This is a genomic window from Microbacterium sp. 01T413_2, assembly GCF_056398985.1.
In genome coordinates, this window is the sequence record NZ_JBFTQL010000023.1 from 80,716 (window position 1) to 101,999 (window position 21,284).

20 protein-coding genes are annotated in these 21,284 nt (G+C 68.3%); 4 read left to right on the forward strand and 16 right to left on the reverse strand.

Features of this window, described 5'->3' with window-relative positions; translation table 11 throughout:
* Positions 1-2: 2 nt before the first annotated feature.
* The 10 genes from AC1DMN_RS13025 to AC1DMN_RS13070 all read right to left on the reverse strand — a co-directional run bounded on the left by AC1DMN_RS13025 (position 3) and on the right by AC1DMN_RS13070 (position 10,546).
* Positions 3-887: an ABC transporter permease gene (locus AC1DMN_RS13025; protein ID WP_477229876.1), complete on the reverse strand. Its 885-nt coding sequence runs from the start codon at positions 885-887 to the stop codon at positions 3-5.
* Positions 884-1,843, reverse strand: a complete 960-nt coding sequence (locus AC1DMN_RS13030; RefSeq protein WP_477229877.1) for an ABC transporter permease — start codon at positions 1,841-1,843, stop codon at positions 884-886. Before AC1DMN_RS13030 ends, AC1DMN_RS13025 begins: the two co-directional genes overlap by 4 nt.
* Positions 1,844-1,861: 18 nt before the next feature.
* A complete protein-coding gene (locus tag AC1DMN_RS13035) occupies positions 1,862-3,484 on the reverse strand; it encodes an ABC transporter substrate-binding protein (RefSeq protein WP_477229878.1) in 1,623 nt (540 codons plus the stop codon).
* Between the two features lie 52 nt (positions 3,485-3,536).
* A complete protein-coding gene (locus tag AC1DMN_RS13040) occupies positions 3,537-4,397 on the reverse strand; it encodes a fumarylacetoacetate hydrolase family protein (RefSeq protein ID WP_477229879.1) in 861 nt (286 codons plus the stop codon).
* A gap of 11 nt (positions 4,398-4,408) precedes the next feature.
* Positions 4,409-4,771, reverse strand: a complete 363-nt coding sequence (locus tag AC1DMN_RS13045; protein ID WP_477229880.1) for a hypothetical protein — start codon at positions 4,769-4,771, stop codon at positions 4,409-4,411.
* A 230-nt stretch (positions 4,772-5,001) separates the two neighbouring features.
* Positions 5,002-6,009 carry a Gfo/Idh/MocA family protein gene (locus AC1DMN_RS13050; protein WP_477229881.1) on the reverse strand — a complete coding sequence of 336 codons (1,008 nt, stop codon included), beginning with the start codon at positions 6,007-6,009 and terminating at the stop codon, positions 5,002-5,004.
* A complete protein-coding gene (locus tag AC1DMN_RS13055; protein ID WP_477384373.1) occupies positions 6,006-7,547 on the reverse strand; it encodes an N-acyl-D-amino-acid deacylase family protein in 1,542 nt (513 codons plus the stop codon). Before AC1DMN_RS13055 ends, AC1DMN_RS13050 begins: the two co-directional genes overlap by 4 nt.
* Positions 7,544-8,890 carry an aspartate aminotransferase family protein gene (locus AC1DMN_RS13060; protein ID WP_477229883.1) on the reverse strand — a complete coding sequence of 449 codons (1,347 nt, stop codon included), beginning with the start codon at positions 8,888-8,890 and terminating at the stop codon, positions 7,544-7,546. The genes AC1DMN_RS13055 and AC1DMN_RS13060 overlap by 4 nt, the downstream gene beginning before the upstream one ends.
* Entirely contained in the window at positions 8,883-9,743 is an 861-nt protein-coding gene (locus tag AC1DMN_RS13065; RefSeq protein WP_477384375.1) for an amidohydrolase family protein, read from the reverse strand. Before AC1DMN_RS13065 ends, AC1DMN_RS13060 begins: the two co-directional genes overlap by 8 nt.
* Positions 9,740-10,546, reverse strand: coding sequence for an IclR family transcriptional regulator (locus AC1DMN_RS13070; RefSeq protein ID WP_477229885.1), 807 nt, complete (start codon positions 10,544-10,546; stop codon positions 9,740-9,742). Before AC1DMN_RS13070 ends, AC1DMN_RS13065 begins: the two co-directional genes overlap by 4 nt.
* Before the next feature lie 132 nt (positions 10,547-10,678).
* Between AC1DMN_RS13070 and AC1DMN_RS13075 the strand changes: the two genes are divergently transcribed.
* Positions 10,679-12,262: an exo-alpha-sialidase gene (locus AC1DMN_RS13075; protein ID WP_477229886.1), complete on the forward strand. Its 1,584-nt coding sequence runs from the start codon at positions 10,679-10,681 to the stop codon at positions 12,260-12,262.
* Positions 12,263-12,302: 40 nt separating this feature from the next.
* Here AC1DMN_RS13075 and AC1DMN_RS13080 read toward each other — a convergent pair whose 3' ends face one another.
* From AC1DMN_RS13080 to AC1DMN_RS13100, 5 genes are read right to left on the reverse strand one after another with little or no spacing between them, the layout of a single operon-like run.
* Entirely contained in the window at positions 12,303-13,079 is a 777-nt protein-coding gene (locus tag AC1DMN_RS13080) for a DeoR/GlpR family DNA-binding transcription regulator (RefSeq protein WP_441978343.1), read from the reverse strand.
* Positions 13,080-13,098: 19 nt separating this feature from the next.
* A complete protein-coding gene (locus AC1DMN_RS13085) occupies positions 13,099-13,968 on the reverse strand; it encodes a class II fructose-bisphosphate aldolase (protein ID WP_477229887.1) in 870 nt (289 codons plus the stop codon).
* On the reverse strand, positions 13,965-15,011 hold the full coding sequence (locus tag AC1DMN_RS13090; protein ID WP_477229888.1) for a 1-phosphofructokinase family hexose kinase: 1,047 nt from the start codon (positions 15,009-15,011) through the stop codon (positions 13,965-13,967). The genes AC1DMN_RS13085 and AC1DMN_RS13090 overlap by 4 nt, the downstream gene beginning before the upstream one ends.
* A complete protein-coding gene (locus tag AC1DMN_RS13095) occupies positions 15,008-16,045 on the reverse strand; it encodes an ROK family protein (RefSeq protein WP_477229889.1) in 1,038 nt (345 codons plus the stop codon). The genes AC1DMN_RS13090 and AC1DMN_RS13095 overlap by 4 nt, the downstream gene beginning before the upstream one ends.
* Before the next feature lie 9 nt (positions 16,046-16,054).
* The gene (locus AC1DMN_RS13100; protein ID WP_477384377.1) at positions 16,055-16,981 is read right to left on the reverse strand and encodes an SIS domain-containing protein; all 927 of its coding nucleotides are present in this window, start codon (positions 16,979-16,981) and stop codon (positions 16,055-16,057) included.
* Positions 16,982-17,237: 256 nt separating this feature from the next.
* Between AC1DMN_RS13100 and AC1DMN_RS13105 the strand changes: the two genes are divergently transcribed.
* Complete coding sequence (locus AC1DMN_RS13105; RefSeq protein WP_477229891.1) at positions 17,238-18,005, forward strand: histidine phosphatase family protein; 768 nt, start codon at positions 17,238-17,240, stop codon at positions 18,003-18,005.
* Positions 18,006-18,064: 59 nt separating this feature from the next.
* On the opposite strand, the gene AC1DMN_RS13110 is transcribed toward AC1DMN_RS13105, so the two are convergent.
* Positions 18,065-18,361: a chorismate mutase gene (locus tag AC1DMN_RS13110; RefSeq protein ID WP_440732883.1), complete on the reverse strand. Its 297-nt coding sequence runs from the start codon at positions 18,359-18,361 to the stop codon at positions 18,065-18,067.
* A 73-nt stretch (positions 18,362-18,434) separates the two neighbouring features.
* Between AC1DMN_RS13110 and AC1DMN_RS13115 the strand changes: the two genes are divergently transcribed.
* A complete protein-coding gene (locus AC1DMN_RS13115; protein ID WP_440732882.1) occupies positions 18,435-19,679 on the forward strand; it encodes an AI-2E family transporter in 1,245 nt (414 codons plus the stop codon).
* A gap of 298 nt (positions 19,680-19,977) precedes the next feature.
* Positions 19,978-21,284, forward strand: a 1,307-nt coding sequence (locus tag AC1DMN_RS13120; RefSeq protein ID WP_477384379.1) for an HNH endonuclease signature motif containing protein, incomplete at its 3' end; no start/stop codon positions are given.

Here is a 21,284-nt window from a genome sequence, read left to right on the forward strand (position 1 = left end):
GCTCATGCGTTCCTCCGTGGGTCGATCGCGTCCCGGATCCCATCGCCGACCGCCATCGCGGACAGCACGGTCACGGCGATCAAGATCCCGGGCGGCAGCCAYAGCCACGGCATCGACGAGAGCACGGCCAGAGACTGCGCCTCCGTGAGCATGTTCCCCCAGCTCGCCTGCGGCGGCCGGACGCCGGCGCCGAGGAATGACAGGGCCGACTCGAGGAGTACCGCCTCAGAGACGAGCAGAGTCGCCGCAACCGTCACCGGAGGGAGCACCCCGGGCAGGAGATGCCTCAGCATGATGAATCCGTTGCCCGAACCCGAGACGCGGGCAGCCTGGATGAACTCCTGCTCCTTGATCCCCAGTACCACGCCTCGAGCGATCCGGGCCGATGCCGGCCAGGACAGTCCCGCGATCACTGCGACCAGCATCGGCACACTCGGGCCGATGATGCCCGCGACGACGATCACCACCAGCACGGGCGGGACGGAGAGAAGGATGTCGACGATCCTGCTGATGACGGCATCGACGACTCCGCCGAACCAGCCGGCGACGATGCCCGACAGCGTGCCGATGCATACAGCGATCAAGGCCGAGAGGAAGCCGACCAACAGAGACACCTGCCCACCTGCCAGCACGCGTGCGAGGACGTCGCGTCCGGTCGAATCGGTTCCCAGCAGGTGGCCTTCGCCGGGCGCAGCGCGCACCGATTCGAGATCGATCGCGTTGGGAGACACGGTGTAGAGGAGCGGTCCGACCACGCTCGCGAACACGATCAGCCCCAGCGCCACGGCACCCGCGACGGCGATCGGACTGCGACGGAAGCGGTGCAGCGCGAGCCGCCCGGGCGAGACGTCGGGTTTGGGAAGGAGGACCGAGACGGTGTCGCTCATCGTGACGACCTCACTCTGGGATCGACCACCGAATAGAGCAGGTCGGCGATCAGGTTGCACACCAGGACGAGCACGGCGACATAGAGTCCGAAGCCGATCACCACTGGGTAGTCGCGCGTTGTCAACGCCGTCACGGCGAGCTGACCCATTCCGGGCCATGAGAAGACCTGTTCCAACACGACGGCGCCGGCGAGAAACACCGGCACGTACAGCGCGAGCACCGTGACGAGCGAGATGAGGCCGTTGCGGAGAGCGTGCGTGAGCACCCGCCACGGCCGCGCCCCCTTGGCCATCACCGTTCGCACGTAGTCCTTGCCGAGCTCCTCGAGCATTCCGCTGCGGACGTAGCGGATGAACGGCGCCGCGACGGCGAGGGAGAGCAGCCCCACGGGAAGAACCATATGGACCAGGAGGTCGGGAAGGTCTGTCCGACCCGAGGAGTGCATGCCCGACGAAGGCAGCACCCGCATGCGCAGCGCGAAGACGTAGATGGCGAGCATCGCGAGGAAGAAACTCGGGATCGCGATGGCGAGCACACTCACCCCGGTGATCGTGTAGTCGATCGGGGTGTGACGACGAACCGCGGCCCAGACGCCGACGGGCACCGCTATGAGCAGGCCGACGACGAGAGCAGTGCCGGTGAGCAGCACCGTCGGGCCGAGCCGGTCGAACAAGAGCTGTCCGACCGGCTGCCCGCTGGCATAGGAGTACCCGAGATCGCCTCGCAGCAGTCCACCGAACCAGAGCACGAACTGCACGGGCAACGGCTTGTCGAGTCCGAGACGTTCACGCGCCGCGGCGATGAACGCGTCACGGTCGGCACCGCCTGTGTCCGGCGGGATCATCATGTCGACAGGATCGCCGGGCGCGAGTCTGATCAGAAGGAATAGTCCGATCGCGATCAGGACGAACACCAGTGCGCTGGAGGAGAGACGGACGAGAAGGGTCTTGATCATCGTGTACTCCACGGGCGGTTACCCGGTCACGGTCCAGTCGGCGGCGTTCCAGAATCCGTTCGTGAAGTCGCCATGCGGCTTGAAGCCCTTGAGCCGGTCGCTCGTCGCCCAGATCGCGTTCGGTACGTTGAGCCACAGGTACGGCACCAGCTCGTTGTCGAGGGCCGCGGCCTTCTGGTACAGGGCCGCCCGCTCGTCCTGCGTGGTGGCTGCCTGCGCCGCCGACATCGCGTCGTCGAGTCCCGTGTTGCAGAACAGCGCGGTGTTGCCACCCGTCGGGTACTTCTGAGCGCAAGCAATGATGGGCGCGCTGCTCGCCGGGTCAGGCGTGTACACGCCACCGCCGAACAATGCCAGGTCGTATGTCGCGTTCTTATAGCTGTCCAGGAGCGCACCCACCTCGACCTGGTTGGCGACGGCGTTCACACCGGCAGCTTTCAGGTTCTCGATGATCACATTGGCCATCTGGTCCCGGTCGCGCTGGCCGGGCACCCACGACAGCTTGACCTCCTGGCTGAAGTCGAATCCGGCCGCGGTCAGCAGCTGCTTGGCTTTCTTGGGATCGTGCGAGTAGGTCTGAAGGTTCTTCGGAAGCGCCCAGGGCGTCATGATGTCGCTGTTCAGTGGTTTCGCCTCGCCAGCCAGCACCCCGTCGATGATGCCCTTGCGGTCGATCGCGGTCAGCAGCGCCTGCCGTACCCGCTCGTCGGCGAACTGCGCCTTGCTCGTGTTGACCGCCACCCGGTTGAACCCCGCCGATGCTTTCGACGTGACCTGGACACCGGGCAGTCCCTTGACCGCGTCAAGATCGAGGGCGGACACCTGGGCGAGGTCGATCTCACCCGTCCCGAGCTGCGCCGTGGCGACGTCGCTGGTGAGCATCTTGAGGTACAGGTGACCGATCCCCACCTTGGTGCGGAAGTGCTCGTTCGCCTTGAGTTCGATGTCCTGATCGACGTTGAACTTCTGCAGCGCATACGGTCCCATTCCCGCGGTCGGGCTCGTGAACCAGGGGTCCTGCAGCAGCGTCGCCGGATCCTTCGCCCCGAGCACGTGCTGGGGAAGGATGTACATCACAGAGCCATAGCCGATCAGGGACAGGAAGCCGGCGTTCGCACGAGACAGGTGGAAGACCACGGTGTTCGCGTCCGGGGCGGTGAGACCCGACAGCGCCGACGCGGAACCGTCCTTGACGGCCGCGTAGCCTTCCACATCGGCCAGCCGTCCGCCCCAGGCTCCCCCCGCCTTGGGGTTCGCCTGCAGGTTGTACGTGAAGAGCACGTCGTCGGCGGTGAACGGTTTGCCGTCGCTCCAGGCCAGGCCCTTACGCAGGTGGAAGGTGAACGTCTTCGCGTCCTTCGAGATATCCCAGCTCTCGGCGAGGCGCGGGGTGTACTTGAAGTCGGGATCGGTGGTGAAGAGGTTGTCGAAGATGAGGGACATCGTCAGCTGCTCTCCCGCCTGCGGCGGTTTGAGCGGGTTGAACGAGACCGGCTTCTGATTGAGATAGATGTTGGCGCTGGCATTCGGGTTGCTCGTGGTCGTGGCCGAGTCCTTCTGCGGCGGCGATGAGGTACATCCCGCGAGCAGCAGGCCGGCGACCGCGAGGGCGGCCAGCCCGGGGAGCAGTTTCCTACGCATGGGTACTCCTTGCTTTCGTAATCGATGCAGGTGTGATGGAGGGAATCGACCGTCAACGGTCGAGCGGTCGGGGCGCGACGATTCGGGTTGTGAGCGCTCCGAGGGTCTCGATCTCGGCGACCACCACATCGCCGGGCGCAAGAAAAGTCCCCGTCGTCGCGCCGACACCAGCAGGCGTGCCGGTAAGGATCACATCGCCGGGGCGAAGGGTCATCAAACGTGATGAGAACGCGATCAGCTCGGCAACGGTATGGATCATGCCGGCCGTGGTCCCCGCCTGCTTGATCTCACCGTTGACAGCGAGCGTGATCGCGAGGTTCTGCGGGTCGGCCACGTCATCAACGGTCACCAGCCACGGCCCCAACGGGGCGGAGCCGTCCAGCCATTTGCCTTCGAGCCAATCGAAGAAACCGGTCCAGGCCTCACCGTCGCGCGGCGTCTCGAGCGCGAGGCTCCGCGCCGAGAGGTCGTTGCTCGTGGCATATCCGAAGACGTGGTCGAGCGCATCCGCCTCCGACACGTTGCGGGCGACACGGCCGATCACCACAGCCAACTCCGCCTCCCAGTCGAATTCGGTGGTGATGGGCGCGAGTTCGACCTCGGCGCCGTCACCGACGATGCTGGTGTCCGGCTTGAGGAACAGGCGGGGGGACGCAGTGCGCACATCCCTCGCCTCGCGTCCGCTCTCGGTGACGTGTTCCTGATAGTTCGCGGCCACGGCGATGATCTTCCCGGGCTCCAGCAGCGGTGCCAGGAGGCGAACGCCGCCGCGAGGAAGGACGACCCCGGATGGCGTCCGGGAGCCTCCCGCAACGACCGCCGCGAGGTCGCCTGACCCGATGACGGCGATCTCCTCTCCGTCGAGGACTCCGTGGAGGATCTCGCCTGCGTGCTCGAAGGTGACCAGTTTCATGTCTTCTCCTGTCAGCTTTCGTTGGGCACGACGACCGCGGCACGCGTGTTCGCCGACTCGACGATGGCGTCGCAGATGCGGGACGTCTCGGAGCCGGATCCGCTGCCGCTCCCCGGCTGCTCGGCCCCGAGATCCGCCGTGCCCACGCCGTAAGGATGTGGTCGCGTCGCTCCGGGCGTGCGCACGGCCAATGCCGGTCCGCGCAGGTCCACATCGATGTGACCGTGGCTGCCCACGATCCTCAGGTGGGCGAGGAGCACCTCGGAGACCGGCGCCACTAGATGCGAGACATGCGACGACAGCACGATCTCACGCGCTGTCTGGGCGAGGAAGGTCGAATGCGTAGCGGTGACGGACGCGGCGGCGATGGTCATCGTCGTCCGACCCGTGAGTTGCGTGAGCAACGTGACGGGTTCGGCGAGAAGGCTTCGCGGATCGTGATCGGTTGTGTACGGTCCGGCTTGCACGACATCGATCATGACGGCACGCAACAACCCAGCCTCGCCGTCTCGCACCGCGCGCAGCGCTCGTGTGAAGGACGGGTGAGTCGCCATGGGCGCTCGCTCCTCCGAGCGGGCCGCGGACCGGCCCTGGATGGATGTCATCATCGTGCTCCTCCCAGATCCACGACCTGCGCGGTGGCCAGCGACTGCTCCGCCGCTGCGGCGACGCGCACCGCATCGATGGCGTCGGCCACCGACGGCTCGACGGGATGCTCACCGCGGACCGCCCCGACGAAAGAGTCCAACTCGCGCACGAACACGTCGGCGGCGATGCCGTCGGGAGACCACATCGCAAGTCCTTCCTCCAGCCATGCCCGAATACCCTCCGCGTCCCAGGAACGGGTGATCACGCCCTCGGTGCCGATGACCGTGAATTCGAGATAGCCGGCACGCCGGGGCCGCTCGGCGCGGCTGACCTCGCAGATCGCCGCGGCCCCTCCGGGAAATCCCAGCTCGATCACGAGATAGTCGGCGATGTCGAGAGCACTGCTGGTCACATGCTGTCCTGCCGCGAAGACGGTGTCGGGCTTCTCCCCGATCCACCAGGAGGCGAGATCGGTGAGGTGGACGCCGTTGTGCAGCGAGTGCCCGCCCGAGATCGCCGGATTCAGGACCCATGACTGCCACCCGGGCCAGATCCAGCCGCCATTCATGACGATCCGGACGAAGGTCGGCACTCCGACGGCGCCTTCGGCTACCAGCCGCTGCACGGCAAGACTCTGYGCCGAGAACCGGTGACTGTGACCGACGGCGAGGACGAGCGCTCGTTCGGCCGCCAGGGCCGCCAGCGACTCCGCATTGTCAATCGTCATGGCGAGCGGCTTCTCCATCAGGAGGTGCTTCTGAGCGCCGAGCACCGCGGCGCCGATCTCGCCGTGAGTGAGGTTCGGCGTGCACACGATGACCGCTTCGACATCCTTCCGCTGCAGCACCTCCTCCAGAGTCCCTGCCGCCTGGCACCCCTGTTCCAACGCCACCTGAGCGGCCCGCGCATGGTCCATGTCCTGCACGCACACGAGCTCCGCGCGGTCCGACACCCGCAGCGCGGCCATATGGGAGGCAGCGATTCCGCCGACTCCGATGATCGCCACGCCCAGTCGTTCTCTCATCTCACGGTCCCTCTCCTCAGCAGCCGCCCTGGCCGCGCACCGGTCATGCGTCCGTCTTCCAGCACCGCCGCGCCGTTCACGAAGACATGGCGGACGCCTGTCGCGATACGTGATGGATCTGCGAAGCCGGCCGCTGAGTCCATCTCTGCCTCTGCGAACACAACGATGTCGGCGGGGTTCCCTGATTTCAGCCCGCTCGCGATGCCGAACCGGTCTGCCGAACCGACCGACATCCGCCGGACGGCGGCCGGCAAGGGCACCCCGAGCGATCGCATGCGGTGGAAGGCTGCGGGGAACGAACCCCACGACCGAGGATGGGCGGCGGAGGCGGTGTGCTCCGCAGACAACGCCGTGCCGTCGGATCCGATGGTGACCCAGTCGGTGCGAAGCGCCAGATCCACATCGGCCCACGCTCCGCTCTCCACCGCCACGTCGACGCGTGCCCGGTTCGCAAGCAGCAGATCCGCGAACCACTCCCAGGGGCGTGCCTGGTCGCCGCCGCCGTACCCGACGGCTTCCGGGGTGCTGGTGGCTTTCATCACAAGGATCTGCTCGGGTCCCCAGCCGGACGATTCGAGAGCCTCCGCAAGCTTCGCCGCGCTGAGCCGAAGGGCGCCGTCGGGACCCCCGGCGCGCAGCTCCGGCGGCAGCAGTTGGAGCAGGGTGGTGTGGCCCGCCGTGTACGGGTAGCAGTCCGCGGCGACGTCATGATCGGCGCGCAGCGCGCCGATCCCCTCGATGGTGCGCGCGAACGTATCGGCGGACTTCGTCGCGCGCAGGTGTGAAAGCTGCAATCGCGCGTTCCCGGCTGCAGCGACGGCCTCTCGGACCGAATCGTCGAGTGCCCGCGCGTCGTAGTCCCGCAGATGGACCGTGAGCGCGGCGTCCGCGGCTGCGACGATACCTCCTACGGCGCGGAGTTCGTCGGCTCCGGCCAGCTCGCCCGGTGCGTACATGAGTCCGAGACTCACGCCGACGCAGCCGAGTTGGAGGGCCGATTCGAGTTCGGCACAGAGCGACGACTTCTCCTCCACGCTCAGCTCGCCACCCGCTTGTGGCGCTACGGCGTGGCGCACTGACCCGTGCCCGACAAGCGCGGCGACGTTTGTGCTCGATGCCGCGGCGTTGAGCATTTCGAGCCACTCGTCGACACTGCGCCATGGACGCGGCGTGGAGGGCGTGACGTCGATGGTTGCGATGATGGCGGCGAAGGACGCCGGGTCATCTCCCACCGGCGCGGCCGACATGCCGCAGTTCCCCACGACCTCCGTCGTGATGCCTTGTGTGATCCTGCTCTCGTTGTCCGGATAGGCGAACCGGGTCAGATCAGAATGGCAATGGKGATCCACGAAGCCGGGCGCCACCACGCAGCCGCTGATGTCAATCGTCCGGGCGTCGTATCCGCCCGCCGGTCGCGCTGAACGCGGGACGATGGCTTCGACGACGCCGTCCGTGAAGATCRGGTCCCCGTCGATCGCCTCGTCACCGAAGCCGTCTATGACGGTTCCGGAGACGAGAGCCGTCCTTCTCGCCCTCATCGCTGTGCTTCCGTTCCTCGTCCGAACTCGCCGTCACGCTGCATCCCCGCCAGCACGGCCGCGGCGGCCTCCAGAGTGCGGTCGATGTCGGCCTCCGTGTGCGCCAACGAGATGTGGTTGCGCTTCAACGCCATGGGATACATCAGAAAGCCGGCGTCGAGCATGCGCCGATGGAAGGTGGCGTACGCGTGATCGTCGTTACGCAGGAGATCCCGGTAGCCGCGGACCTCTCCCTCGAGGAAGTACGTCACGAAGACCGAGCCGAGTCCGGTGACGACAGCGGGGATGCCGAGCTCCTGGGTGATCGAGCTCAGGCCTGCGCGCATGCGGTCTCCGAGTCGGCGGACATGCTCGTAGAAGCCGACCTCCGGATCAGCCAGCACGGTGATCGTCGCGATCGCAGCCGCCATCGACGTCGCATTGCCGTTGAAGGTCCCGGCGAGCATCACCGATCCGCCCGCGGACGAGAAGTTGCTCATGACGTCGCGGGATCCGGCGAGGCCCGCCACCCCGACGCCGTTGCCCATCGCCTTGCCGAAGGTCGTGAGATCGGGCGTGACGCCACAGATCTCCTGATAACCGCCCAGTGCGTGCCGGAACCCCGTGATGACTTCGTCGAAGATGAGGAGCGACCCGTAAGCGTGAGTGAGCCTGCGCAATCCCTCGAGGAAAGACTGCTCCGGGAGCAGCGCGCCTACGTTGTGAGGAACCGGTTCGAGGATCACGGCGGCGATGTCATCCCCGTACTCGGCGAACAGCTGCTCGACGGAATCGAGGTCGTTGAACTCGGCGATGAGGGTGTGGCTGAGCGCATCCTCCAGGATGCCTGCGGAGTTCGGATCCCAGCCGTACGCGCGCTCCGCCGGTGAGATGACGTTGCGCGCGACCGCGTCGAAGGATCCGTGGAAGCATCCCTGGAATTTGACGATGAACCGCCTGCCCGTCGCCCCCCGTGCCAGCCGCACCGCCTGCAGCACCGACTCGGAGCCGCTCATCGTCGTGATCATCATCTCGGCCGACGGGATGGCGTCCACCACGAGCTCCGCGAGCCGCAGTTCCAGCTCAGTGATGCCGAGGCCGATGAGGCCCGCGCCGCGGCTCGCATCCGCCACCGCCGCGCCGACCCGCTCGTCGGCGTACCCCAGGAGGTTCGCCCCGAACGCCGCGTGGTAGTCGAGGTAGTCCCTTCCCGCCGCGTCGGTGACGATCGCGCCCTTCGCACCCGAGAACGCCCAAGGCGCGCCGATCGCACGCGTGGCGGAGTTGACCCCTCCGGGGATGATCTGCTGGGCTCGCGCCGCAATGCTGTGGGGGTTCCCGTTCGGGGTCGTCGTGCTACTCACCTTGTGATGCTCGCTTTCTCTGTGTCGTCAGCCCGAGCAACGCGAGAGTGTCGCGGTGCAGGATCTGGTCGATGGTCTCCTCCTGCACGAACGGCAGGGTGCCCGCCCGCATCGAAGCGATAGCGTGGAGCCGGTCGATCGCGTCCTCCGGTGTCCAGAGCGGATAGTCGGAACCGAAGAGCAGCTTGTCGACCGTGCCCCACTCCTGGGCGTGCACGAGCGCGAGGTAGCCGTCCATCGGACGCGACGGAACGCCGGAGACATCGGCGAACACACTCGCGTTCTTGCGCAGTACGACGTTCGTGTCGCGCTGCCAAGGGTGACCCATATGAGCCATGACCTGAACGAGATCCGGGTGCCGGCGCGCCACCTCGTCGATGACGAGGGGCTGGCTCACGGCAAGACTTCCGACGGGGCTCGGTGTGGCCCCCATATGCCAGAGGGCGACCATTCCGTGGCGGATCATGAGCCGGTAGAAGTCGTCGAACTCGGGCGAAAGCGGATCGAAGAGCGCCAGCACCGGGTACAACTTCACCCCCTGCAGGCCGAGCTCGATCGCCTCTTCGAGCTGACCCCGCCAATCAGGATCCGACGGGTCGATCGCAGCAAAGCCCACCGTCGGCGTCCGCACCTGTGTGATGAAATCCGCCACGAACGCGTTCGGCGTGCGCACCCCCGCCGTCGTTGCAGCCATTCCGAAGGTGACCGCTGCGTCGATTCCGACCATGGCAGCGTCGAAACTCTCTGGTGTCACGACCGGGTAGGGCGCGCCGTAAGCGCCMTCCCAATGGTCTTCGTGCTCGCTTCCCCAGTGCTCCGGAAGGTGACAATGCGTGTGGAGATCAATGATCATGCGAGCGCCAGCCTTTCGCGCACCGTCTGTAGGGCGGCCCCCAAGCGCGGCAGCCCTGCGATAGCTGTCGCCGCCTCACGCAGGACGCGCAGGACGCGGGCTTCGTCACCGGTGCCGAGTTCACCCGCGGGCCCCGACACGCTCAGCGACAGCGCGAGATCGTCCGGTGCCGGAACGAGGATCGCCATGCACCGCACCCCGCGGTTGCGTTCCTGATCATCCATCGCGACCCCGCGGTCACGGATGCGCACAAGCTCACGGTCCAGCGCAAAACGATCGGTGATCGTGTAGTCGGTGAAACGCTCATACGGCTCGCTCAACGGCACGTGTTCGTCGACGATCTCGGGCTCGAGCGCGGAGAGCAGCATCTTGCCGAGACCCGTGCAATACGTGTGATCCAGGAAACCTCCCGCTGCGATTCGAAGAGCCCGCGCGGGCTCTTCGACGGCCAGGTGGAGTACCGCCCGCCCTTGCAGCACACCCAAGTTCGTGGTGAACCCCAGCTCATCCGCGAGTGCCTTCATCGTCGGTGCGGTCAGCTGCGACAGGTCGGCCGGCCCAAGTGATTCGGTCAATGCGTAAAGGCTCGGACCGAGCGTGAAGGCGGGCGGCTGCCCCACGCGGGTGACGAAACCCTCGCGTTCCATCACCGACAGAAGGCGAACCACGGTCGGTTTGGGAAGGTCGAGGGCGCGCGACAACGCAGCGAGCGACATCGGTTGCGATTCGGCACCGAGAACTCGCAATGCGGCCAACCCTCGGGCCAGCCCTTGCGAGTGATACGACGTGGAATTCTGTTCCATGCGACAGACACTGACGTGGAGCATCGTTCCATGTCAAGCATTTCTTTGTTGTTGACATGGAACGGCGATCGCTGATTTCGTGACGTCACCGCAGGCAGGCAGACGCTTGCCGCCGATGTGAGGAGCATTCCGATGAGGAAGATCGCGTCAACGATCGCCGGTCTGAGCATGGCCGCCATGATTGCGCTCGGGGCCGCGGGGCCCGCATTCGCCGACCTGGACCACACGACCTGGGCCAACGCCGGCAACAACGCTGTGGTAGCTCGGGACTGCGACGGACAGCCCGGAGTGCAGTGTCGCGCCTATTTCCCAGACCTGACTGTCGGAAACCAAGGAGAGCTGATCCTGGTCTACCGCTGGGCGTCGTCCCACGTCGGCAGCAGGGGCGACATCCGGATGAAGAAGAGCACGGACGGGGGTGCGACATGGTCAGGCGAGCAAGTGATCGCAACCAGCAGTGCTGATCTCCGCGACCCTTCCATCACCCGCCTTTCGACCGGCCGCCTCATCCTGTCCTACTTCTCCTACGATCAGACAGCATCCGCCGTCATTGGCACGCAGACCCGCACAAGCGACAATGAAGGGGCATCGTGGGCAGCTCCCGTGGCCGTCACGTCAACGCTTCCCCACGCGGCAACGACCGCGAAGATCATCGAAGTGCGTGGGACCGGCGAACTCTTGATCCCGTTGTACGGCAAGCAGGGTTCCGACGCGAACAACTCGATCGTCATCGTCCGCTCCATGGACAAAGGCGCCTCATGGAGCGGAAACCAGAAGACGATCGCGTCGGGCTCCGGGTCGACCGACTGGACCGAACCCGCGATCGCCGAGTTGGAGGACGGTCATCTCCGTATCATCGCTCGCACCAACGCGAACGGCTTCCAATACGATTCGTACGACGGCACCTACATGACTACCTGGACGCCGACTCAGGATCTCGGAGTGCCGATGCACGCCCCCGAGCTTTTCCGCGTTCCGGGGACCAACAAGGTCGTCAACCTGTGGAGCCAACCGTCCGGCTCGAGCCGGCCGGTCATGGTGAAGATGCGCTACCTCGACCAGTACTGGGGAGCGACGCTGCCCGAGACCCTCTACCAGCCTTTCAAGGATGTCTGGGACGCCGGCTACTCCGGTACCGCCCTGCTGGGCACTTCGCTCGTGACAGCCGTGTACGACTCGTCAGTGTCTGGTCTGTTTATCCAGCGGTATGACGTCGCAGACCTTGAAGGTTCCTACACGCCGAAACTCGATCTGATGGCCGAGTACAACGCCGGTACCGTGTCGATCAGCACCGACATGACGGCCACCGATCCTGCACACCCGGAGATGAAGCCGACCGGGGCGATCGACGGAAGCACGGCATACTTCAACACCGCCGCGAAAGGCTCGCCGGCGCCCGCGACCTACACGATCGATCTGAAGACCATCCGCCAGATCGGCAAGATCGGGATCTCCCTCAAGCCGCAGAACCCCGTGGACGGCCAGTACTATCCCGAGTCGGCGACGGTGTACACCTCCACGGACGGGACGAACTGGAGCGCCGTGCAGACGTACGCGACCGCCAACACCACCCATCTCGACGCGAAACTGCTCGGCGGAACCATCCCCGTGCGCTACGTGCGCGTGGATGTGACCGCCTCGGCGGGCTGGGCGACGCTCAATGAGGTCACCCTCTACGGATACACGGGCTACGGCTTCGGACACGCACAGCCGTAGCCCGCGACTCACGCCGCGGGCGTCGTGCGGGGCGACTCGATCAGTCCGCCAGCACGACCTCGAAGCCGGCGTCGCCCAGGGCACTCCGATCATCCGGCGCGATGCCGTCGTCGGTGAGCAGCGTCGGGAACAGGTCGGATCCGCCGACCGCGGCGAACGCCGAGGCGCCGATCTTCGACGAGTCGGCGACGATCACCGCACGCCGGGCGCGGCTCGCCATCATGCGGTTCACGGCCGCCTCGCGCTCGTCGTGCGTGCTCGCCATGCCCTCCAGGGACACGGCGTTCACGCCGATGAAGGCGATGTCCAGCGCGATGCCCGCGAGCAGCTGCTCCACGAACGGCCCCACCAGCTCGTAGCTGCGGGAGTGGATCACACCGCCGGTGACCACGACCTTGATGTCGGGGCGCGTGGCGAGCTGGGCGGCGATGTTCACGGCGTTGGTGACGACGGTGAGGCCGTGCTCGGCGAGATCTTCGCGGGCCGTGAGCGCCGTCGCGATCGCGGTCGTGGTGGTGCCCCCGGAGAGGCCGACGACGGCGCCGGGCGAGACGAGCGCCGCGGCGGCCTCTGCGATGCGCTCCTTCTGCGAGGTGCGCTGGTGGCTCTTGTAGCGCACCGGCAGCTCATACGCGACGGACTGCGCCACCGCCCCGCCGTGGGTGCGGGTGAGCAGGCGCCGCTCGGACAGGCTGTCCAGGTCGCGGCGGATCGTCGCTGCGGAGGCGTCGAAGCGCTCGGCGAGCTCCTCCACCGAGACGTCGCCGTGGACGGCGAGCAGATCGAGGATCGCGGTGAGGCGATTGGCGCGATTCATGTGCAGGCTCCGGATCCGGTCAGGATGCGTCCTGTCCAGCGAACAGGCGCAGCAGACGCGCGGCCTCGCCGGCGACCGCATCACGGGCGGGAGCGACGTACTTGCGGGAGTCCACGAGGCGCGGATCCGCCTCCAGTCTCTCCCGGATCGCGCGGGTGAAGAACCCGTTCAGGTGCGTGGAGACGTTGATCTTCGTCATGCCCGCACGCACCGCGGCGGCGATCGCGTCATCCGGCACGCCGCTGGATCCATGCAGCACGAGCGGCACGTCTACTCCGTCCTCTCCCGCGCCGCGCATGGCCTCGCGCAGACGCGCGATGAGGTCGAGGTCCAGCGCCGCCGTGCGATCGGTCATCGCGTGCGAGGATCCGACGGCTACGGCGAGGGCGTCGACGCCGGTCTCGGCGACGAAGGCGCGCGCCTCCTGCGGGTCCGTGCGGACACCCGGGGCGTGCGCGCCGTCCTTGCCGCCGACCTCGCCCAGCTCGCCCTCGACGTACACCTCGGCAGCGTGCGCGCGCTCGACGACCTGTGCGGTGAGCGCGACGTTCTCGGCGTAGTCGAGCGCGCCGCCATCGAACATGACGGATCCGAACCCGAGCGCGATGGCCTCGTCGACGAGCTCTGGCCGCTCGGCATGGTCGAGGTGCACCGCGACCGGCGTGGCCGCACGCCGGGCCGCCGCGAGAGTGGCCAGCGCGATCGGCTCGAGTCCGCCGTGGTAGTCGGCGCAGTTCTGCGAGATCTGCAGGATCACGGGCAGCTCGGCCCGGGCCGACGCGACCACCAGCGCCTCGGCCGTCTCCAGGTGGATCACGTTGAAGGCGCCGACGCCGGTACCGCGGCGGGCCGCATCGTGCACGAGGTCGCGGGCGGAGACGAGGGTCATCGGGGTGTCCTTTCGGCGGACGGTCGGCTCAGCGCCGTCAAGGGCGGGCTATCGACGATCAGGGCGGATTCGAGCTCGGGCCACGACGAGTGGATCTCACCCGCGACCGGCATCAGCACGGCCGCCGCCGACCACGCGGTGGCGCGGCGCAGCAGCGCCGTGGGCTTCCTCTCCCCCTGCGCCATCAGCACGGCGCACGCGGCGACGGCGGCGTCGCCTGCGCCGGTCGGGTTGCCGGCGAGGGGCTCGGCGAGGCGGGCGCGCACGACCTCGTCCGAGGTGACGGCCAGCATCCCGTCCGCCCCGCGGGAGAGCAGGACCAGCTTCGCGCCGCGGTGCAGCAGCTCGCACGCCCCGGCGATGGGATCGGTGAGACCGGTGGCCTCGGCGAGCTCCGCCGCGTTGGGCTTGAGCACGGTCGCACCGGCATCGGCCGCGGCCAGGAGCGCCGGCCCCGACGTGTCGGCGATGACGATCGCCCCGGCGTCGCGGCCGATCCGGATGAGCGACGGGAGCAGGTCGTCGGGAGCGCCGGGAGGAAGGGATCCGGAGAGGACGAGGACGGGCTTGATCTTCTTCGCGCCGGCGGGAGCAGTCGCACCGGCATCCGCGGATCCGGATCCGGATCCTTCGACGGCATCGCGGACGGGGCGCCCGGTCGCCAAAGCCCGGACGACAGCGGCCTTCAGCGCCTCCCACTCGTCCGCCGTCGGGTTMACACCGCGCTCGTTCACGATCGTGGTGTCGCCGAGGTGCTCGTCGACGAGCGCGACGCTGCGGCGGGTCGCCGCCTGCACTGGGACCAGTTCGTGCGGAATCGAGGTCGAAGCCAGCTCGGCGGCGAACTCGTCGCCGGTCGGTCCGCCCGCAGTGGCCAGCGCGAGCACGGCAGCGCCCTGCGCGTGCGCCACCCGGGCCACGTTCAGGCCCTTGCCGCCCGCGCGAGCGACACCGGTGTCCGCGCGATGGGTACCTCCGGGCACGATCCGCTCGACATGCCAGGTGAGGTCCAGCGCCGGGTTCGGCGTGACGGTGACGATCATGCAAGGCCCCTCGCGCGCAGCGCCGCACCCAGGATCCCGGCGTTGCCGAGCAGCTGCGCGGGAACCAGATCCGGGATGCGGTGGAAGCTGAGCCGGGCCCGCAGGCGCGCGCGCAGCTCGTCGAACAGCGCTCCGCCCGCCCGCGAGAGCCCGCCGCCGATGATGACGGCCTGCGGCGCGACGACCGCGGTGAGCTGCGCGAGCGACAGGGCGAGCGCATCGAGCGCCTCGTTCCAGACCGCGGCGGCGGCCTCGTCCCCCGCCGCGGCGAGAGCGATGACTTCCTTCGCCCCGTCCACGGCATTGCCGGTGCGGGCGGTGTAGCGCCGGGCGATGGCTCCCGCCGACGCGATGGCCTCGAGGCAGCCGCGTGCGCCGCACGGACACACCGGCTCGTCGGCGACCGGGGAGTGGCCCACCTCGCCGGCGTAGCCCCCGGAGGTGAAGGGCACGCCGCCCAGCAGCAGGGCGCCGGCGATCCCGGTGCCGATGATCAGCACGATCGAGTTCGGATAAGGGCGCGCGCCGCCGAGCACGTGCTCGGCCCAGCCGCCGGTGCGCACGTCGTGGTCGAACGCGACGGGCAGGCCGAATGCCTTCTCCGCGAGGGCGCGGATCGGCGCGTCCCGCCAGCCCATGTTGCTGGCGAACACTCCGATGCCGGCGACTTCGTCGACGATACCGGGCACGACCAGCCCCACCGCGACCGGCTCCACCGCGGGATGCTCCTCACGCAGCTGCGCGCCGAGCTCGACCAGCCGGGCGATCAGCCGCTCCGGGAGGTCGGGACCCGGATCCGGGGTCGGCGTGCGACGCAGACCGAGCATGACGCCGTGGGCGTCGAACAGGGCCGACTTGATGTCGGTACCGCCCACGTCGAACGCGAGCACGGCGGATCCGGCGCCGAGCTCCGCCGCTTGCGCGAGGGGATCCCCCGAGGCATCGGTGAGCACGTCGGGCACCGCACGGGCGGCCTCGGCCGCGTCATGCGCGCGGGGGACGTTCACCGCGACGCCGTCGCCAGGGGTGGTCATCGCCGGCTCTCAGTCCTCGAGGATGACCGAACGGGTGAGGTTGCGCGGCTCGTCGGGATTGAGCCCCTTGGCCAGCGCGCGGTCGAGCGCCACGCGGTGCAGCCGCACGAGGTCGGCCAGCGGGTCGATCGGGTGCTGCACCCAGCGTCCACCGGTGGCGGCGACCTGCGCGTCCAGCCCCTCGGGTGCGGCGCCGAACTGCCACGTGATGCGGCCGGGTGCGGCGATCGCGATCGGGCCGTGGCGGTAATCCATCGACGGGTACGACTCGGTCCACGACTGCGACGACTCGCGCATCTTCAGGGCCGCCTCGTGCGCGAGGCCGATCGTCCAGCCGCGGCCGAGGAAGGTGTACTGGTCGGCGCCCGCGAGGGTCGGATCCACGTCGGCGAGCGCGGTGCGGGCATCGGCGATGGCCCCGGTGAGATCTTCGCCGAGCGAGGCGCGGAACAGCGCGAGCGCGGTGGTCGCGAAGCGGGTCTGCACGACGGACTGCTCGTCGGCGAACGGCAGCAGGATCGCGTCGTCCACCATGCTCACCAGCGGCGAGGTCTCGTCGCCGATCACGCCGATGATGCGCGGAGCGGATCCGGATCCGGATCCGGATCCCTTGAGCTCGTCGACCAGCTCGAGCACCTCGGTGGTCGTTCCGGAGCGGGTCAGGGCGACAACCGCGTCATAGCCGCGATCCATGAACGCCTCGCTCGCGGCGTAGGCGTCGGTGATGCCGAAGCCCGCACGCTCGCGCAGCGCGGCGTAGGACTGGGCCATGAACCAGGACGTACCGCAGCCGACCACGGCGACGCGCTCGCCCTTCGCCGGCAGCAGGGCCTGCTCGGCCGTCATGCCCGCCGCGCGCGCCCACATCTCGGGCTGCGAGTCGAGCTCGGYGCGCATGTGAGCGCCGGGGGCGAGGTTCTCGTTCGGGTCGGTCATGCGTCCTCCTCGGCGGTTACGGTCGACGCTGAGTGCGTGACCGTGATCGATCTTACGCTAAAACAATCACTTTCCGTCACGCATTGTTCCGGACCGCCCAGGCTCCGCACCCCTGCCGCATGCACCAAGCATGCACGCCTTGATCGCCGCTCCGCCGGATCCGTTGTCACTTCGAAACCTGAATGTCACTAGGCTTTCAGGATCCAAATCCTTAACGACGTAAGGCTTTTGGATTCCATCCATCGAAGGAGATGACATGCCCGATCTGTCCCGCCGTACTGCCCTGCTCTCGCTCGGAGGCGCCGCCCTCGCCGGCACGATCGCCGTCGCCGGGGCCGCCGCCCCCGCGAACGCCGCTCCCACAGGCGCGCAGCCGCACCGTACGGTCACCGTCTACCTGGTCCGCCACGGCCGGACCTGGCTGAACCAGGCCGGCCGCGTGCAGGGCTGGTCCGACTCCCCGCTCACCGACGCGGGTGTCGCGACCGCGGCGAACGTCGGCCGCAACCTCGCGGCGGACATCGGCGGGTTCGACGCCGCATACTCCGCCGACATGACCCGCCATTTCCAGACTGCGAGCGGGATCCTCGCCGCCGCGGGCTCCGCGCTCGTCCCGACCCGGGTCGCCGGCCTGCGCGAGGTCTCCTACGGAGGCTGGGAGGGGGAGCAGCAGTCGGTCGTGTACCCGCAGCTCGCCGCCGCGGGACCATTGGACACCCTGGAGCACATCATCGACGCCTTCGTCGCGAGCAACCCCGACAAGACGCTGCCCGCCGAGACCTGGGCGCAGGTCGCCGCCCGCATGAACGACGCGCTCACCACTGCGGCCACCGATCGCACGATGCCCATGCGCCACGGCGGCAAGATCCTCGCCGTCTCCAGCGGCATGTCGATCACCTGTCTGCTGGAATCGCTCGGCGCCGAGGTGCCGGGGCCGCTCGAGAACGGCGCGGTGAACGTCCTCACCTACGCACAGGGGGCATGGACCGTGCAGTCCATCAACGACACGAGCTACGCGGGCTGAGCTTCACGCACCGAGGCCACCGGCCGAGCACGTCGTACGCCCGCTGCGACGACGTCGCGTCAGCGCGATCCGGCGGCCTCGGTGTGGTGGCGGATGACTTCCGCGACGACGAAGTTGAACCATTTCTCCGCGAACTCGGGATCCAGATGCGCCTCCTCGGCGAGAGCGCGCAGGCGAGCGACCTGTTGCTCCTCACGGCCCGGATCCGATGCCGGCATGTCGTGCTCGGCCTTGAGCACGCCCACCTGCTGTGTGCACCGGAACCGCTCCGCGAGCATGAAGATGAGGGCGGCGTCGATGTTGTCGATGCTGGCGCGCAGTCGCAGCAGTTCGGTGCGGGGATCAGCGTCGGACATGGGGGCTCCTCACCGAGCGGCGGACGGGCGGACCCTCCGACGATAACGCGTCGCCGCCCTCTACAGTGAAGCCATGACCCGCGAAGAGCGCACCCCCGAGGAAGCGGCGGATGACGCCGCCGCGATGGCCGCCGGCACGGCCGCGACCGGGAGTACCGCGACCGCGACCGTCGCCCCGACCGACGAGGTCGGCGCGGACGCCGACGCCGGCATCGCCCCGGCCAGGTACATCGAGGCAGCGCCCCCTCGCGCCTCGTTCTGGACCCGCATCGACAAGCCGTTCCGGTTCGGCTTCCTCGCCACCGTCGGCGGCCTCCTCGCCATCCTGCTCGGCCTGTCGCTCGGCAGCCTGTCGACCGTGCTCATCTACATCGCGTTCGCGCTGTTCGCCGCGCTCGGCCTCGACCCCGCCGTGCGCTGGCTCGAGCGGCACGGGCTGAGCCGCGCCTGGTCCGTCGTCTCCGTCATCGTGGCGCTCGCACTCGTGCTCGTCGTCATCGTGCTCGCGATCCTGCCGACCGTCATCGACCAGATCGCGACGTTCGTCACCGGGATCCCCGGCACGATCCGCAACTTCACGCACACCACGTTCTACGCATGGCTCGAGGGGCAGTTCGGGGTGGGTCTCACGGATCTCGTCACCGAGGTGCAGAAGTTCCTCAGCGATCCGACCCGGATCGCCCAGATCGGCGGCGGCGCGCTGCAGATCGGCACCGGGATCGCGACCGGCATCGCAACGGGCATCTCAGGCGGGCTGATCGTGCTCGTGCTGACCCTCTACTTCCTCGCGACCCTCCCCTCGATGAAGTCGGGACTGCTGCGGCTGGCGCCGGCCCGCGACCGCAAGGGCATCGACCGCATCAGCGAGCAGATCATCGAGTCCGTCGGCGGCTACGTGATGGGCATGGTGGGCCTCGCGTTCATCAACGCCGTGATCGTGTTCCTGCTGTACCTCGTGCTCGGGCTGCCGTTCCCGCCGCTCATGGCGACGGTCGCATTCCTCATCACGCTGATCCCACTCGTCGGTTCCGTGATGTTCTGGATCATCGGCACCGGCATCGCGCTGTTCACCTCACCGCTCATGGCGCTGATCTTCGCCGCGGTCTACGTCGTCTACATGCAGTTCGAGGCATACGTCATCACCCCGCGCGTGATGAGCAAGGCGATCTCGATCCCCGGCTCGCTCGTGGTGATCGGCGCTCTCGTCGGCGGCACGCTCCTCGGACTGCTCGGCGCCCTCATCGCCGTGCCCGTGACCGCCTCGATCCTGATCATCATCAAGCAGGTGTGGATCCCCCGTCAGGACGGGCGGATCTAGCGGATCCGGGATGGCGCGCCGCGGTTTCCGCGGGGGCAGCCTTGCCTGGCGCCGCATCGGCCCAGCTCGGCTCGGCATCGTCCGAGGGTTGCGTGCGCGAATGGGTTCGCTGTGGTGATGAGTCGGAATCGGGCGCTCTTCATCTGGTTGTGTCCGGGTTTTGCTCACCTCGACCACGAGGCGCGACGGGGGGTGCGTTTGACCGGCTCCGAGTCGTGACGCATTTGTGATTTTTTCCCCGGCCTGATCTGGTTCTTTCAGGGTCTGGAATGTCGGTGGCCCCGGGTTGAATGGGGGTATGACGAGCTCGACCGGCACGGTTCTGGATCCCGGGGTGGACCCGGTGGATCCTGTCGCTGTGCTGGCCGCGCTCGTGGACGGGTTGGCGACGACCGAGGCGACGATCACCCGCCTGCAGGCGTTGAAGGAAGCGCACCTGGCCGTCGCGCACCGCCTCGCGGAGGACCTCGCCGCCGCGGACGGTGCGTCCGGGGTGCGGGGTGAGTCAGTGGATCTCGCCGCCCGCAGTGTCGCGGCGGAACTCGCGGCGGTGCTGCACATGTCCGACCGGGTCGTGCAGGGGCGGATGGTGCGGGCCGCGGAACTGATGACCCGATTCCCGGCCACGATGCAGGCGTTCACCGACGCGAGGATCAACGCCGCGCATGTGCGGGTGATCCAGGACGCCGGGGCCCGGCTGGACGATCAGGTGCGGGCGGAGTTCGAACGGGCGGCGGTCGCGGCGTGCGAGGGGGAGACGCCGCATCGGGCCAAGCGGATCGTGGAGCGCGTTGCGGAACGGCTCGCACCCCGGTCGCTGACCGACCGGCACCGGGACGCGCAGGAGAAGCGCACCGTGTGGCGGGAAGACTTGGGTGACGGGCAGAAGATGCTYGGKYTGATCCACGCCGCCGCGGTGATCGATGGGATCTACGACCGGCTCAGCCAGCAGGCCTGGGCCGTGCAGACGGCGAACGCCCAGGCGGCGAAAGGCGCCGCGGGTCGTGGAGCCGACGCCGACGAGGGGCGCAGGGCGGACGCTGACATGCGGGGTGATCCGGCCGATGACCGCACCATCGACCAGCTCCGCGCCGACCTGTGCGCGGATACCCTCCTCACGGGTGCCCCGTCCGGACATGACACCCCAGATGGGCTGCTCGGAGGGCTCCAGGCACGGGTCGAAGTCACGATCCCGGTGGTCACGGCGATGGCCGCGGACAGGGCTGGCGCACGCGAGCACAAGTCAGGGACGGGCGCGGGCACCGACACCACGGGTGCGGGCCTCGACTCCGCGTTCGGCGTCCGTGTCGAGCAGCCCGCCGAACTCGCCGGTGGGCAACCCATCGACACGCACACCGCCCGCATCCTCGCCGGTAACGCCGTCGCTTGGGAACGCGTGCTCACGCACCCGATCACCGGGGCGATCCTCGCCGTCGACCACTACCGGCCCAACACCGACCTGCGCCGACTCCTGCACGCCCGCGACTCCCGCTGCCGATTCCCCACCTGCGGACTCCCACCCCGAACCCAAGACCTCGACCACACCATCGACGCCGCCTACGGCGGCGCCACCGAAGAAGGCAACCTCGGCGGACTCTGCCGACG

Coding starts and splice junctions, on each gene's coding strand:
- AC1DMN_RS13030 (WP_477229877.1), bottom strand. CDS start 1,843: ATGATCAAGACCCTTCTCGTCCGTCTCTCCTCCAGCGCACTGGTGTTC.
- AC1DMN_RS13035 (WP_477229878.1), bottom strand. CDS start 3,484: ATGCGTAGGAAACTGCTCCCCGGGCTGGCCGCCCTCGCGGTCGCCGGC.
- AC1DMN_RS13040 (WP_477229879.1), bottom strand. CDS start 4,397: ATGAAACTGGTCACCTTCGAGCACGCAGGCGAGATCCTCCACGGAGTC.
- AC1DMN_RS13045 (WP_477229880.1), bottom strand. CDS start 4,771: ATGACCATCGCCGCCGCGTCCGTCACCGCTACGCATTCGACCTTCCTC.
- AC1DMN_RS13070 (WP_477229885.1), bottom strand. CDS start 10,546: ATGGAACAGAATTCCACGTCGTATCACTCGCAAGGGCTGGCCCGAGGG.
- AC1DMN_RS13075 (WP_477229886.1), top strand. CDS start 10,679: ATGAGGAAGATCGCGTCAACGATCGCCGGTCTGAGCATGGCCGCCATG.
- AC1DMN_RS13080 (WP_441978343.1), bottom strand. CDS start 13,079: ATGAATCGCGCCAATCGCCTCACCGCGATCCTCGATCTGCTCGCCGTC.
- AC1DMN_RS13085 (WP_477229887.1), bottom strand. CDS start 13,968: ATGACCCTCGTCTCCGCCCGCGACCTCGTGCACGATGCGGCCCGCCGC.
- AC1DMN_RS13095 (WP_477229889.1), bottom strand. CDS start 16,045: ATGACCACCCCTGGCGACGGCGTCGCGGTGAACGTCCCCCGCGCGCAT.
- AC1DMN_RS13105 (WP_477229891.1), top strand. CDS start 17,238: ATGCCCGATCTGTCCCGCCGTACTGCCCTGCTCTCGCTCGGAGGCGCC.
- AC1DMN_RS13110 (WP_440732883.1), bottom strand. CDS start 18,361: ATGTCCGACGCTGATCCCCGCACCGAACTGCTGCGACTGCGCGCCAGC.
- AC1DMN_RS13115 (WP_440732882.1), top strand. CDS start 18,435: ATGACCCGCGAAGAGCGCACCCCCGAGGAAGCGGCGGATGACGCCGCC.